The 13,194-nt window shown below is 54.8% G+C and carries 13 protein-coding genes; 7 read left to right on the top strand and 6 right to left on the bottom strand.

The genetic code is table 11. The annotated features are described in order from the left end of the window. Positions 1–124 precede the first annotated feature (124 nt). The 4 genes from ACF8PE_RS21220 to ACF8PE_RS21205 all read right to left on the bottom strand — a co-directional run bounded on the left by ACF8PE_RS21220 (position 125) and on the right by ACF8PE_RS21205 (position 4,437). The gene (locus tag ACF8PE_RS21220) at positions 125–1,498 is read right to left on the bottom strand and encodes a M24 family metallopeptidase (protein ID WP_392495244.1); all 1,374 of its coding nucleotides are present in this window, start codon (positions 1,496–1,498) and stop codon (positions 125–127) included. A gap of 26 nt (positions 1,499–1,524) precedes the next feature. Continuing rightward, complete coding sequence (locus ACF8PE_RS21215) at positions 1,525–1,761, bottom strand: DUF1272 domain-containing protein (protein ID WP_077227320.1); 237 nt, start codon at positions 1,759–1,761, stop codon at positions 1,525–1,527. Between the two features lie 306 nt (positions 1,762–2,067). Further along, positions 2,068–3,060 (bottom strand): hypothetical protein, encoded by a 993-nt coding sequence (locus tag ACF8PE_RS21210; RefSeq protein WP_392495243.1) that lies wholly within the window; start codon positions 3,058–3,060, stop codon positions 2,068–2,070. Between the two features lie 492 nt (positions 3,061–3,552). Further along, entirely contained in the window at positions 3,553–4,437 is an 885-nt protein-coding gene (locus ACF8PE_RS21205) for an SDR family oxidoreductase (protein ID WP_032617451.1), read from the bottom strand. Positions 4,438–4,866: 429 nt separating this feature from the next. Here ACF8PE_RS21205 and ACF8PE_RS21200 point away from each other — a divergent pair, with 429 nt between their 5' ends. Both ACF8PE_RS21200 and ACF8PE_RS21195 read left to right on the top strand, forming a co-directional pair. Continuing rightward, positions 4,867–5,454 (top strand): YcxB family protein, encoded by a 588-nt coding sequence (locus ACF8PE_RS21200; protein WP_279869763.1) that lies wholly within the window; start codon positions 4,867–4,869, stop codon positions 5,452–5,454. A gap of 3 nt (positions 5,455–5,457) precedes the next feature. Continuing rightward, complete coding sequence (locus ACF8PE_RS21195) at positions 5,458–6,252, top strand: helix-turn-helix domain-containing protein (RefSeq protein ID WP_191152931.1); 795 nt, start codon at positions 5,458–5,460, stop codon at positions 6,250–6,252. Here ACF8PE_RS21195 and leuA read toward each other — a convergent pair. Together leuA and ACF8PE_RS21185 are read right to left on the bottom strand one after the other, a co-directional pair. Continuing rightward, positions 6,204–7,880 (bottom strand): 2-isopropylmalate synthase, encoded by a 1,677-nt coding sequence (gene leuA, locus ACF8PE_RS21190; RefSeq protein WP_392495242.1) that lies wholly within the window; start codon positions 7,878–7,880, stop codon positions 6,204–6,206. The genes ACF8PE_RS21195 and leuA overlap by 49 nt on opposite strands. A 95-nt stretch (positions 7,881–7,975) precedes the next feature. Then, a complete protein-coding gene (locus ACF8PE_RS21185; protein WP_392495241.1) occupies positions 7,976–8,848 on the bottom strand; it encodes a LysR substrate-binding domain-containing protein in 873 nt (290 codons plus the stop codon). Positions 8,849–8,948: 100 nt separating this feature from the next. On the opposite strand from ACF8PE_RS21185, the gene ACF8PE_RS21180 reads away from it, so the two are divergent. From ACF8PE_RS21180 to ACF8PE_RS21160, 5 genes are all read left to right on the top strand, one after another. Continuing rightward, positions 8,949–9,251 carry a carboxymuconolactone decarboxylase family protein gene (locus tag ACF8PE_RS21180; RefSeq protein ID WP_059309130.1) on the top strand — a complete coding sequence of 101 codons (303 nt, stop codon included), beginning with the start codon at positions 8,949–8,951 and terminating at the stop codon, positions 9,249–9,251. A gap of 5 nt (positions 9,252–9,256) precedes the next feature. Then, complete coding sequence (locus ACF8PE_RS21175; protein ID WP_392495240.1) at positions 9,257–9,646, top strand: tautomerase family protein; 390 nt, start codon at positions 9,257–9,259, stop codon at positions 9,644–9,646. Then, positions 9,643–10,167, top strand: a complete 525-nt coding sequence (locus ACF8PE_RS21170) for a DUF4865 family protein (protein ID WP_077227312.1) — start codon at positions 9,643–9,645, stop codon at positions 10,165–10,167. The genes ACF8PE_RS21175 and ACF8PE_RS21170 overlap by 4 nt, the downstream gene beginning before the upstream one ends. A gap of 485 nt (positions 10,168–10,652) precedes the next feature. Beyond that, positions 10,653–11,147, top strand: coding sequence for a molybdopterin-dependent oxidoreductase (locus tag ACF8PE_RS21165; protein WP_032617461.1), 495 nt, complete (start codon positions 10,653–10,655; stop codon positions 11,145–11,147). Between the two features lie 17 nt (positions 11,148–11,164). Beyond that, entirely contained in the window at positions 11,165–13,093 is a 1,929-nt protein-coding gene (locus tag ACF8PE_RS21160; RefSeq protein WP_150870458.1) for a bifunctional diguanylate cyclase/phosphodiesterase, read from the top strand. Positions 13,094–13,194: the final 101 nt, after the last annotated feature.

Raw genomic sequence — 13,194 nt, 5'->3', positions numbered from 1 at the left:
CTGATGTGCTTGTCATACTTTATGCCCGCGGCGCGCGGGCTTTTTTTTGGTGTTTTCCCTGGCACCTAAGACGCCTGTATTCATCGATAGCCTCTGGGCGTCACCCTCGGGTTTGCGATGCGACTCAGCAGGTAAACGCCTTCTCCTTCGCCAGCAGGAACGGACGCAGATACGCCACGGTATTCGACAGCGGGATCACCTCATCGGCAAGCTTAATCTTCAGCACTTCACGAATGTACGTCCGGCGGGTGACGATCCGCGTCCACAGCGCCGGGTACGCCGTCTGGATGTTGCTTTGCAGCGCCGCATCTGCCAGCGCGATACTCTCCTCGGCACTGACTCCGGTATAGCCGGGTACGGAGGGGATAATATCGATCTGCAGGATCATCCCGCTTTTCAGCGTCTCGGCGGAGTGCGGATAAACAGGGGAAGAGAGCCACTCTTCATCGGCGCTGAGGTGGCCCGGATTCAGATGCCAGCCATACTGCGCTTTGTTGAGCACCTGTTCGATGTGGGCGTACAGTTCACCCCCCGGCATCCCAATGCGGATAGTCTCAAGCCAGCTGGCAACCGCGGCAAAATAGGGTTTCGCCACCCGATCGAGATAATCTTTTTGCGATTCGGGCAGCTCGCCCTCGTCGGCAATCACAAACCCGGTCCGGCTTGATAACCCGCCTTTAAAGGCCGTGGTCATCGATAGCGGCTGGCCGCGCTCAAGCTTTTTGTAGGTGGGATAAAAGTTCGCTTTCTCAAAACGCTGCCCGGCGGCGGCAATGGTCACCACCGTCTGATACTGGCCTTCTGCCGCGAGCAGCGCCCCGAGTTCGGTTTCGCGGATCCCCGGTTCCACCGCGTTCATGGCCTGCAACATGCAGCCGGAAGCAAGGTTAGCGCCATACTCGTAATGCGCGATTTCGTTCTCGTTGTTGGTTACCCGGGCGCCGTTGTCGCCGCAAATAAACAGGTGCGCCGCGTTCACCAGCTGCGCGCCGGTGCTGTTCTTGAGCGCCTCGACGATAAAGTACGGCAGATCGAAGAGTTGCGTATTATCAGCCCTGGTCGCGGTAAACATTTTCCAGCCAACCAGCCCGATTCGGTTCAGCCTGTGAAGCCCGGTCTCACTGAACAGCGTCTCCAGCGAGGTTTCATTCTCCATCGGCTGGTTCGGCAGCGAAAATAACGGGCAGTGCTTCAACGTGACCGGGATCCGCGAATGCTGCGCCATCTTCAGATTTTCATTGCCCAGAATAGCGGTCGCAGCGCCTGATTTATCCAGTATCAGCAGGCCTTCCTCGAAGCGGGGCACAAACCCGGTCAGATACTCAAAATTTCCCCCGTGCTCCTTATCGGCGTAAATCACGAGGGCATCGAAGCCCGCCTCGTTCATGCGGATCAGCACCTTATTTTTACGCTCAAGCAGGGTGGCATCGGTGAGCAACACCGGGGGCACATCGGTGAAATGGCGCGGCGCAGGGATAGGCTGGAGCTGGATCATCATTGACCTCATCGTCAGGAGCAGGGCTGTCAGGCGCTTTTCCGGGCATGAACCCGTACGGTGGACGCAGGGGAATTTACCAGTTTATTTGCCGGTCGCACCGGGCGGCGCACCAGCTCTCCCTGGCAGTTGGGGCAGCGATGGTTGAGGTGAGTTTCAGCGCAGGCGGCGCAGAAGGTACATTCAAAGGAGCAGATTCGGGCGTCCAGGGCATCAGGAGGCAGGTCGCGATCACACCATTCACAGTTCGGGCGAAGTTCGAGCATAGGTTTCTTCCTTTCAGCGGGTTGCGTCTGCCTCACTATGCCAGAGAGACCGCAACCCCGCGACAGCGATATCGCAGGGTTGAGAGCGTTGTCCATAGTGTCGGAACGGCTTTCGCGTCTATCTCTTCATGAGTCAGTTCCCGTAGAAAGCATAAATGCCCGTAAGGGCATTTATGCTTCGACTGAATCTATCCTGTCAGAGACTGATTAGTGCCAGAACAGCGCAATCAGGATAATGATTGGGATCGGGACACCTAAAAAGAACAGTAATAGTGAGCGCATGTAAACCTCCTGCTTAATTAAGTATTAAAGATCGCGTTGACGGCCGCCCCAGGTCGCACACAAGCTGGCTACAAAAGCACCGGCCAACAGCGAGATGAATGTCCAGAGCATGAGATAGCTGGTGGCTTTGCGTGCTTCATCAGCAACCTTCTGCGCTTTCTCTTTCGTTTCTTTTAATTTCGCCTGGGCTTTGTCATAGGTGGTTTGAACCCGTTGTTCAGCTTCTTGCTGACTGATACCGGTACGTTGAGCAATCAGCTGCGCGACATACTGGCGATCTTCCTGAGGTAACTGGCCGGTGCTGATACTGTTAGCAAAGATACCGGTCACTTCATTCAACTGAGCGGGAGTGAGTTCCTGCTGTGGCGCGGCAGGTGCCGGTGCAGCGGGTGCTGCTGGCGCATCTGGCGTCGCGGTTGGGTTTGCTGGAGCAGCAGATGGCGTACCCGGACGGAACATGGAATTAACGAAATAGTCCATTGGCGAACCTGAGCCGTCAGAGGAATCTTTCGCCATCCCCGCTGCGCCGCCGACGGTGGCTGCAGCTGCACCGCCCGCAACGGAACCGACCACTTTAGCACTGCCGCCTACGATGGCGCTGACCGTAGAGGTTAACAGCATCGCCGAGACCAGCGCGGCAACGGCCCAGGCTAAAAATCCGTGGGCAGTATCGCGGAAGTAAATTTCATTGGTATGGGTAGAGACCCATTTGGTGCGCAGGCGTCCGGCTAAATAGCCGCCCATGCCTGACGCCACAATTTGCGTGAACGTCAGCCACCCTATGGCCGCAATACCGACAGTACCAGCATCAAGCCCGTCATTTTCCCAGGGAGACACGGTCGTCAGGCCCAATCCTGCGCCTAACATAAGCATAATCAACGACAAAGACGCTGCCGCCGCCGCGCCAGCAAAGATGGCGCCCCATGATACAGCACTGTTGCTGCCTGCGTCGGGCAGAGGCAGACGCGGATCAACATACTGTGTATTAGCAGTGGAATGATCGTGAATGTGAGTCATAGCTGTTGTCCTTTAAATAATCTTACGCCGGAACGCAAAACGGGAGTTTGCGTTCAGTACCAGGAACTGATTGAAAAAACAGGAAACATTATCAACTTCAACATTAAGGCTCTTTAAGGACGAAGTGGGGCAATTTATAATAACGATGTCATTAAAGATTAAATTAAATAAAAACAGTAAATGTAACTAACCCATGATTTCAGGATAGTTGATAATGTTGGCCCGGACACTTTTTGAAGCAAATAAATACAAAGCTATATTGTAATGATTTGTAAGTGCGTCGGGGTTATGCAACTCAGCGTTGCTATTATTAAGACGTATGATTATGTGACGGGAAAATAATTCCCATCCTGTCCAGGTTATTAAAACGATCGCCACAAGCTGGCGTGATAATTAAATAGGCCAGTGCCAGGTTTTATAAAAGTCCGTTACCGCATAAAGTAACGGACTTTATAATCAACCTTATTTATCACCGGCATCAGGTTTATTGACTCAGGCGACGCCAGTACCACCGTCAGAACACCAGACCTGACCGGAGGCGTAAGAGCTGCTGTCAGACGCCAGCAGAACATACAGTGGCGCTATCTCAACAGGCTGGCCAGGTCTTCCCAGCGGGGTATCGGCACCGAATTGCTGCACTTTTTCCTGAGGCTGACCGCCGCTGGATTGCAGGGGCGTCCAGTAAGGACCGGGTGCTACGGCGTTGACGCGAATCCCTTTTGGACCCAGCTGTTTCGCCAGTGATTTGGTGAAGGCCACGTTACAGGCTTTAGTCTGGGCATAATCCAGCAGGATCTCGCTAGGCTTGAAGGCCTGCACCGAAGAGGTGTTAATAATGACCGCGCCTTCCGACAGGTGACGCAGAGCGGCACGGGTGATCCAGAAGGGGGCATAAACGTTAGTTTTGAAGGTCGCATCGAAAGCGGCTGTCGTCAGCTCTTCAATGGACTCGCAATACTGCTGTCTGCCCGCGTTATTCACTAAAATGTCGAGGCCGCCCAGTTCACTCACCGCCCGTTCAACCAGCGTGTCGCAGAACGATTCCACCCGAATATCACCGGGGATCGCCACGGCTTTACGGCCTTCAGCCTGAATCAGCGCGATAACGGCCGCAGCATCAGATTCTTCTTCCGGCAGGTAGCCAATGGCCACATCGGCACCTTCGCGGGCATAAGCGATGGCGACTGCGCGTCCAATACCGGAATCACCCCCGGTAATAAGCGCTTTTTTACCGGCGAGTTTGCCAGAACCGATATAACTGGTTTCGCCATGATCGGGGATTGGCTTCATTTCCGATGCCAGTCCTGGCGTTTGTTGCGGTTGCTCCACAAACGGTGGGCGTGGGTAGTGTTTTGAAGTGGTGTTTCCTGATGTCATCCCGACCTCCTTAGTCAATGAATATAAATAATAGTCACTGTGACGTGACACACATTTCCGGGAGGTAAAATTCGGACGATTCTTCTTTTGAATATATTTTTGCTTTTTTACGCAGGATGTCTTACCCAAATATAGCGCACGCCCTGTACGCAGAAATCAATATCTCATCAGAGCAATTATTTATGCGGATGCTTGCGTGTCATACGGGAAATAATACGCCTGAGGTGTCGTTCAGGTGAACGCTGTCGCGGCGCGTTGCGGGGCAATAAATTGACTCCGCCGTAACCGGGTCAGAAATGGTGGATATCCGCCTGGTTACCGGGAGAGGGGAATCAGCGCCGCAAGGTTTTTTTGTGGTGACCTCTCAACCCCCAGTCAATATGTTAGAATCCGCAAAACACCAGGCGCAAATAAGCAAGAGGGAGAGAGATGGTAAGAAAAAACAGGATCGTTGTGGATTATTCGTTATCCGTTTTAGAGCGCACTAAAGCCAGTAAACTTATTAACGATCATAAAAAAGAGTACCTCAAACCCTACGGTTATCTTTCACTCATTCAAAAGGTGGCGGTCTCTGTTTTAGGGGTAGCGGCGTTATTTACGCTTATTACGCTGCTGATGTTAAGCCTGAAAACCGCCCCCGATGCTGCTTTTTTTGCCAGAACACGAAACTTCAGTATCGCTCTGCTGGTGCTGTTTGGTGTCGCGTTGGCCCTGTTCAAACTCTATGACGTGTTGATGAATAACATCATGAAGAAACACCAGCGGGTTGAGCAGGAGGACCCGGAGACCTTACAGAAAGTGAAGCTAAACCGCTTCTTTATTGAAAATATCACCAACACCGCCAGCGGGAAAATCTACTGGAAAAACGTTAAGGACAGCTACCGGAAAGGTGGATTTATTTTTATCCATATGATGAACGATAATTGTGTGGTGATACCTGAAAGGGTTTTTGCTTCGACCAGCGAAGCCGCAGAGGTTTTTGATTTTATCAACGAGCAGATAGCGCAAAATAAATAAACCATGACAACCCAACAGCAATTCACCTTTGCCACGCGCCCGCTGGTGCCTTTCGCCCATGACTACACGCATGGCGAAACGGAGCCGTGGCACAGTCACACCTGCGCCCAGCTGCTGCATACCCTGAGCGGGGTGGTGCGCGTGGAGACCGCGCAGGGGTTCTGGATTGTGCCGCCGGGGCGGGGCGTCTGGCTGCCTGCCGGGACGCAGCACCGTCTGCTGATCACCGGCAACGTGGCGGCACGCACGCTGTTTATCGATCCTTTTGCCCGGGCGGATCTGCCCTCGGTTTGCCAGGTGGTGCAAATTTCCACCCTGCTGCGCGAGCTGATCCTCGCCTCGCTGCACCTGCCAGAAAGTTACGCGGCGGGCAGCAGAGCCGAGCGCATTTATGAGTTGATCCTCGATGAAATCCGCGGGATAAGCGTGCTGCCGTTTAATCTTCCCGAGCCAGAGTCACCCGCACTGCTGGCGCTGTGCCGCCAGATCCAGGCCGAGCCGGGCGCGCGCTGGACGACGGCGCTGGCGGCCAGCCAGTTAAACATCAGCGAACGTACCCTGCTGCGGCATTTTCGCCAGCAGACCGGGCTGGCGTTCAGCGAATGGCTGCGCAGGGCGCGGCTGATGGAGGCCCTGAACCGCCTGGCGCAGGGGCAGTCCGTGCTCCGGGTGGCGCTGGACCTCGGTTATGAGAGTCACAGCGCCTTTAGCGCCATGTTCCGTCGCACCCTCGGCGTGACCCCGAGCGACTACTTCCAGCCTGAGTCGCTTTCCGGCAATGCGTTCAACAATGCCTGAAGCGATGCCCGGGAAACATCGTTGTCGATGCCCGTTCCCCAGCGGCTCACACCCTGCTTAGTGCTGCAACGAATATAGGCCGCCGACCGGCTTTCGCTGCACCTGCCGAGGGTATGCTCGTGATAATCCTCGATCGCGAATGTCAGATTAAAGCAGGTTTTTATCGCACTGGCGGCGGCAGAGAGCAGGCCGTTGCCTTTCCCCTCTAAGGTCACAATACCTTCGGCGGTCTGCACCCGGGCCGACAATACCAGCCCACCGTCCGGCTGGCTTTCCGTCCGGTAGTCCAGCAACTGACGCGGGGCGAGCTGATGTGGGCCATACAGCTCGCGGTAGAGCTGCCACAGCGCGCTCAGCGTCATCTCGTTGCCTTTCCGGTCGGTGTGGGCCTGAACGTGGCGGCTGAAGTCCTGCTGCAACGCCCGGGGCAATACCAGACCGTGGTTTTGCTCCAGCATCCAGGCCGCGCCGCTTTTCCCGGACTGGCTGTTGACGCGGATCACCGCCTCATAGCTACAACCGATATCGTTCGGATCAACGGGAAGATAGGGCATCTCCCAGCGCGGTGAGGCTGACTGTTCCCGGGCATGAAACCCTTTTTTGATGGCATCCTGATGAGAGCCAGAGAAGGCGGTAAATGCCAGCTTACCGGCGTAAGGGTGGCGCGGATGCACCGGCAGCTGGTTGCACTGCTCCACCAGCTCCACAACCTGCTTCATGTCGCTGAAGTCGAGCTGCGGCGAAATCCCCTGGCTATAGAGATTCATCGCCAGCGTCACCAGACAGACGTTGCCGGTGCGCTCCCCGTTGCCAAACAGACACCCTTCCACCCGGTCGGCCCCGGCAAGCAGAGCCAACTCGGCGCTGGCGACGCCGCTGCCGCGATCGTTATGGGGATGCACGCTGATACAGACGTCACGCCGGCGGGAAAAGTGACGGCAGAAGTACTCAATCTGATCGGCATACACGTTGGGCGTATTCACCTCGACCGTGGCGGGGAGGTTGATGATCATCGGCCGGGCGGAAGAGGGTTCCCAGACATCCGCCACCGCCTCGCAGATTTGCAGGGCAAAGTCCGGTTCGGTGAAGCAGAACGTTTCCGGCGAATATTCGTAGCTCCAGCGGGTCTGGGGGTGAGCCTCGCACAGGGCGCGGATCTGGCGCGTGGCGCTGACGGCCAGTTGCACGATCTCCTCTTTGCTCTGGCGAAACACCAGCTGGCGGAACAGCGGCGCGGTGGCGTTATAGAGATGCACCGTGGCGCGTTTGGCACCTTCAAGAGAGGCAAAGGTGCGCTCAATCAGATCGCTGCGGGCCTGGGTGAGCACCTGAATGGTCACGTCATCCGGGATCCGCTGCTCCTCAATCAGCTGACGGACGAACTGAAAGTCCGTCTCTGAGGCGGACGGGAAGGCGACCTCGATCTCCTTAAATCCGCATTTCAGCAGTTGCTCCCAGAAGCGCAGCTTGCGCGGAATATCCATCGGTTCGGCCAGCGCCTGGTTGCCATCGCGCAGGTCGGTAGAGAGCCAGCGTGGCGCGTGGGTTAAGGTCTTATCCGGCCACTGGCGGTCAGGTAACGCAATGGGGGCAAAGGCGGCGTACTTTTGCGAGGGATTGGGCAGCATGGTTATTCTCCAGGTGATGTTGTGTTTTTATCCTGGCGAAAAAGGGGGCAGGACACTGGCGCAAAACTGACAACCTGTGGCGAGGATCCGCCACATCACATCGCCCTGTGCAGCGCCTCTTCCATCAGCTGCTCCAGCTTCGTCTGGGCTGTGCTTCCGCTCTTTTGTTCCAGCGTGATCCCCAGGCTTCCTGGCGCAGGCAGAACACTCTCCGCCACCCGCAGGTTGCCCGGCATGCCGATACGGGTGCGCAGGGTGACGCCGAGTCCCGCCTGCACCGCCGCCCAGATGCCGCTCAGGCTGTGGCTGACAAACACCACCCGCCAGGGGATGCCCGCCTGGTTCAGGCAGTCGATGGCACGGGCGCGCATCAGGCAGGGGGAGTCAAACATGACCAGGGGCAGAGGTTCGCCCCGGGCCAACAGAGTGCAGATGTCCATGTCCGGAGGCTGGATCCACGCCATCTGGCGCTGGCCAATCAGCTGGCCCTGACGCTTTTCCTGTGCGTTCTGCCACAGCAGCACCATATCGAGGGCGTCATCATCAAAGGCATTGAGCAAAGCCCGGTTGCGATCGACCCGGGCAATGATCCGCACATCGGGATGGTGGCGTTTGAATTCCCCCAGAATGCCCGGCATCAGCGACTCGCCAAAATCCTCCTGCATGCCGATGCGGATCTCCTCCTGTAACTGTTCCCCTTTCAGGGCGCACTGCATCTCATCATTCAGGGCCAGCATCCGGCGGGCATAGCTCATGACGATCTCGCCGTCGCGGGTCAGCGCCAGGCCACGGCCCTTTTTCATCACCAGGTCTGCCCCGCACTGCTGTTCCAGCTTTTTCAGCTGGGCGCTGACCGCAGAGGTGGAGCGGCAGAGGCGAATGGCGGCCTGGGCGAAGCTGCCGCACTCCATGCCGGTGATAAAACTGCGCAGGGCATCGAGGTCGAGCGTGGGCGGGATCTTGTTCATAATCGTCCTGAAATACGGGATGGTAGGCCGCATGTTATTTGATTTTCAGGATGAAAATATCGCGCCAGAATCGGCTTACTGTCAATACGGAGAGCACACCATGGCGAAATCACTGACTGCGGAAACCCTGTCCCGCGTCGCACCCAAACTGGCTGAGCTGAGCAGGGAGGTCCTTTTCAATGATATCTGGAAGCGTGATGCGCTCTCCCCGCGCGATCGCAGCCTGATCACCCTGGCCGCCCTGACGGCCCTGGGGCGCGTCCAGCAGCTGCCCTGGCATATCGACTTTGCGCAGCAAAACGGCCTGAGCAAAGAGGAGATCACCGAAGCCTTCACCCATCTGGCGTTCTACGCCGGCTGGCCTGCGGCGGTGTCGGCCCTTGGCTGCCTGGACGAGGAGTAACCCCGATGCCTTTCACCCGTATCTCCCTGCGTCCGGGGTACAGCGACGTGCAGATCGCGCAGATCTCCGACATCCTGCAGCAGAGTCTCGAGGCGGAGTTTGCCGTCCCGCCCGGCGATCGCTTTCAGCTTTTCGAGGCGATCCCCGCCGGACAGCGCCTGTTCGACCGCCACTATAAAAGTGGCGGACGCAGCGACAATTTTATTCAGTTCCACATTCTGGCGGGCAAGCCCCGCTCGCGCGAACAGAAGCGCAATTTCTGCCGCCTGCTGTGCGATCGGCTGCACGCGGCGCTGGGCATACACCCGGATGATGTGATGGTGATGATCCACTTTAACACCGCCGATGACTGGAGCTTCAGCCAGGGACGAATGCTGTCGGAGGAGGGGTTATGATCGTGATGCAATACCGCTTTACCCTGCCTGCCGACTACGACATGGCCATCGTTGAGAAGCGCATTGCGCAGAACGGTGCCCGGCTGAACGGTTTCGCCGGGCTGCTGTTTAAAGCGTTTCTCGTCTCGCGACGTGAAGACGCCCATACCGAAGAAAACCGCTATGCGCCGCTCTACGTCTGGGAAGATGCCGGGGCGATGGCGCAATTTTTACAAAGCCCTGGCTTTCGCAAGCTGACCGAGGATTTTGGCTGGCCGCAGATCGATACCTGGCTGGCGCTGCGCCTGCCTGCTGTTGATGAGGTAAAAGAGGCCGCCTGGCTGTCGATGGATCGCCAGCCGATCGCCCCCCACAGCGACCTGTCGGCACTGACCCTGCGTGCGCCGCTGTGCGCATGGGATGTCAGCCGCTGGCAGGTGTTAGAGGTCGGGTTTGGTGACGCGCCGCAGGCGGGAAAAGAGAATTATCGCATCGGCTACGTGGCGAGCGGTACGACGGGTTCAACCGTAGTCCTTCCTTAGGCGTGATTTCCCTGCGGGGGAGATTCGCTGGATCGGGTTGGCACATTCAGAGGAGAGCGGGGCGAGCAACCCGCTTTCCGTCTCAAACGGTAGCGGCGGCCTGCTTATATATCCTGTTGCGTATAATTACGCCCCGTGACAGGCATGAAAAATGTGCAGGTGTATTCATCACCGCTGTGTTGCGCAAAACAACCCTCCCCCGTAGCAACAAAGTGAATTAAACCATTATGTTTATGGGTGTTTATTTGCGTTGTATAACGTGCTGGCTTGTTTTTTGTACGCCCGGAATAAAATTAACCTACATCTAATACTTTTTCAGACCAGACTTAATCTAAATTACAGCGCGCGATTCTCTCTAACTCGTTGATTTGTATGGTTAGAATTTTTCAATGAATTTGCTGAATCCATAATAGTCCGGTGACATATATTAATAGCATAATAACTAAATTATACTTCTTACCAATTGACAGAAGGATGAGGTTAGAATGCGGTTAATTGTCTTGTTGTTAAGCTTTGTGGTAACCATCCAGGCCTGGGCTGGTGAACTTCCCAAACCTGTCGGCAAAGTCCTTTTAACACTGTCCGGTAATATAGAAAATACAAATGAAGAGGGCAAAGCCGTCTTTGATATCGCCAGCCTTGAGAAACTGGGCCTGGTGAGTTTTAAGACCACCTCTCCCTGGTATGATGGGCGCACGACCTTTACGGGTGTGCCGCTGAAAAAGCTCATGGAGTATGTTGGGGCGAAGGGGTCTGTCCTTAAAATCACCGCGCTCAATGATTACACAACCGTAATCCCTCTCAGCGATGCCCAAAAATACAACGTTATCCTGGCCTTAAAAGTCAACGGGGAGTATATGCGTATCCGTGATAAAGGCCCGTTATTCGTCGTGTATCCTTATGACAGCATGCCTGAACTGAATAATCAGATTTTCTATTCAAGGTCTGCGTGGCAGGTCAGCAAAATGATGATCGAATAGGCGTTCAGGAGAGCTTCATGAACAGGATACTGGCGGGCATCATTTTTTTCCTCTTTATCTCTACCGGGTATGTCTCTTTCCTTGTGCATGAAAGGCAGCAAGAGTTACAAAAACTGACGCATTACACTGATTCCTGGTCGGCGGCACAGTTGGTATCCGAATATTACCGATTTGAGTCCATGCTGGGTCTTTATGCTATCGATGAAACGCTCTCCATCGATGATGTACGCCTGCGCCTCGACATTATGCTCAGCCAGAGTGATTTAATGAAAGAAGGGGATCTGGGGTATTATATTGAAAGTTCTGAAGCGCATCAGGCACTGGCTGCGGAGCTGGAAAAGTCCCTGAAATATCTCGATCTCCATCTTGAGCAAATGAATCGCTCAGAGCTCAAGACATATCTGAAGACGATGCATACCCTTGATGCGCCGCTCAGCAACCTTTCATCCAGTGCGTTAAATAAAGATGTTAACTCGATTAACAGCGCCAACCTTAAAATTCAGACGCTGTATTATGTCTATTCCGCGACCTCTGTCCTGCTGATCATACTCAGCGCCATACTGGGTACGCTGATATTTTATCAGAACAGAAATATTCTCAAGGCACACCTTCAGGTCCAGAGCCTGGCTGAAGAGCTGCAAACATCGAAAGAGAAACTGCAAATCCAGAATACGCAGCTGGAATATGACGTCTACCATGACTCGCTCACCGGGATGAATAACCGCCAGTTCTTCTGGGATAATTTAAAAAAGATAATCGAGGTAGCAGAGAAAAATAATAATTCTGTGGTTGTGATGCTGTTTGATTTAGATCGCTTCAAAGAGGTCAATGATACCTATGGTCATGATGCCGGCGATATGTTGCTGCGCCAGATATCCGACCGCCTGACGTCGATGAGCCTGACCACAGAAACGCTCTATCGCTTAGGTGGGGACGAATTTGCGTTTCTGTCGCGTGGCCTGACAGAGAGCAGCGCTGTGTCGCGAGCGCAAAAGATTTGTGAAGCTATCAACCAGCCCTACACCATAGATAACACCATTATCAATATCGCGACCTGCGTGGGGATTGTTATCTCCGAAACGGAACGCCGCGCCGACTATCTCTATAAATTTGCCGACTTGGCGCTTTATGAAGCCAAAAAACAAGGCTCCGGCCAGATCAAGGTCTTCCGCCAACGCATGCTACAGAAGCTGCTGGAAAGCAGAACCCTTGAACACGATATGGCCATGGCCTTAATGAATAAAGAGTTCGTGGTCTATTATCAGCCTATTGTTGATTCGTTCAGCCAGGATATTTACAGCTATGAAGCGCTTATTCGCTGGGTGCATCCTCTGAAGGGGCTTCTGTCGCCGGATAGCTTTATTCCTGTTGCTGAAAAAACAGGAATGATTAACGAGATGGGGAAGTCTGTGCTTGAAATGGCCTGCCGGGAAGCGGCTACCTGGGCGGTACCGGCCAAAATCTCCGTTAACGTCTCGCCTGTTCAGCTCAGCAGTAAAGCCTTTGCCGGGATGGTGCTATCCATTCTGAAAGAGACAGGCCTTGCGGCAGACCGTCTTGAGCTGGAAGTAACGGAGTCTTCTCTCTTTACCGAGAACAGTACGCCGATGAATACGCTCAACAAGCTCAGAGCAGTGGGCGTGAAAATCTCCATTGATGATTTTGGCACGGGTTACTCTTCGCTTTCGCGGCTGAGTAAGCTTGCCTTCGATAAAATCAAAATAGACAAATCCTTTGTGCATTCCATCTCCACGCAGGAAGATGCCCTGAAGATCATCAAACTCATCACCGGCATGGCGAAGTCCCTCAACATGCTAACAGTTGCTGAAGGGGTTGAAACGCAGGAACAGCTGGAAAATCTTCAGGCACTGGGGTGCGATCTCGCCCAGGGCTATCTGTTTGGCAAGCCTCAGCCCGGTATCGATGGCAGAATCAGAAACGGTTAAATCGCGAACGGCCTGCTGAGCGGGTGAAGGGGCAGGAGTGAGTCATCGCAGGGCAGCCCGAACAGGTAAACCCGGCTTTGCCCGGTAAGTTAAACGGGACG

It is taken from the genome of Leclercia sp. GLN_9 (assembly GCF_043105735.1).
Taxonomy (GTDB): domain Bacteria; phylum Pseudomonadota; class Gammaproteobacteria; order Enterobacterales; family Enterobacteriaceae; genus Enterobacter; species Enterobacter adecarboxylatus.
This window is presented reverse-complemented; position numbering and strand designations above follow the sequence as displayed.

What these genes read in the sequence shown, in the direction of transcription:
- ACF8PE_RS21220 (WP_392495244.1), bottom strand. Translation starts at nt 1,498, where the DNA reads ATGATGATCCAGCTCCAGCCTATCCCTGCGCCGCGCCATTTCACCGAT.
- ACF8PE_RS21215 (WP_077227320.1), bottom strand. Translation starts at nt 1,761, where the DNA reads ATGCTCGAACTTCGCCCGAACTGTGAATGGTGTGATCGCGACCTGCCT.
- ACF8PE_RS21210 (WP_392495243.1), bottom strand. Translation starts at nt 3,060, where the DNA reads ATGACTCACATTCACGATCATTCCACTGCTAATACACAGTATGTTGAT.
- ACF8PE_RS21205 (WP_032617451.1), bottom strand. Translation starts at nt 4,437, where the DNA reads ATGACATCAGGAAACACCACTTCAAAACACTACCCACGCCCACCGTTT.
- ACF8PE_RS21200 (WP_279869763.1), top strand. Translation starts at nt 4,867, where the DNA reads ATGGTAAGAAAAAACAGGATCGTTGTGGATTATTCGTTATCCGTTTTA.
- ACF8PE_RS21195 (WP_191152931.1), top strand. Translation starts at nt 5,458, where the DNA reads ATGACAACCCAACAGCAATTCACCTTTGCCACGCGCCCGCTGGTGCCT.
- leuA (WP_392495242.1), bottom strand. Translation starts at nt 7,880, where the DNA reads ATGCTGCCCAATCCCTCGCAAAAGTACGCCGCCTTTGCCCCCATTGCG.
- ACF8PE_RS21185 (WP_392495241.1), bottom strand. Translation starts at nt 8,848, where the DNA reads ATGAACAAGATCCCGCCCACGCTCGACCTCGATGCCCTGCGCAGTTTT.
- ACF8PE_RS21180 (WP_059309130.1), top strand. Translation starts at nt 8,949, where the DNA reads ATGGCGAAATCACTGACTGCGGAAACCCTGTCCCGCGTCGCACCCAAA.
- ACF8PE_RS21175 (WP_392495240.1), top strand. Translation starts at nt 9,257, where the DNA reads ATGCCTTTCACCCGTATCTCCCTGCGTCCGGGGTACAGCGACGTGCAG.
- ACF8PE_RS21170 (WP_077227312.1), top strand. Translation starts at nt 9,643, where the DNA reads ATGATCGTGATGCAATACCGCTTTACCCTGCCTGCCGACTACGACATG.
- ACF8PE_RS21165 (WP_032617461.1), top strand. Translation starts at nt 10,653, where the DNA reads ATGCGGTTAATTGTCTTGTTGTTAAGCTTTGTGGTAACCATCCAGGCC.
- ACF8PE_RS21160 (WP_150870458.1), top strand. Translation starts at nt 11,165, where the DNA reads ATGAACAGGATACTGGCGGGCATCATTTTTTTCCTCTTTATCTCTACC.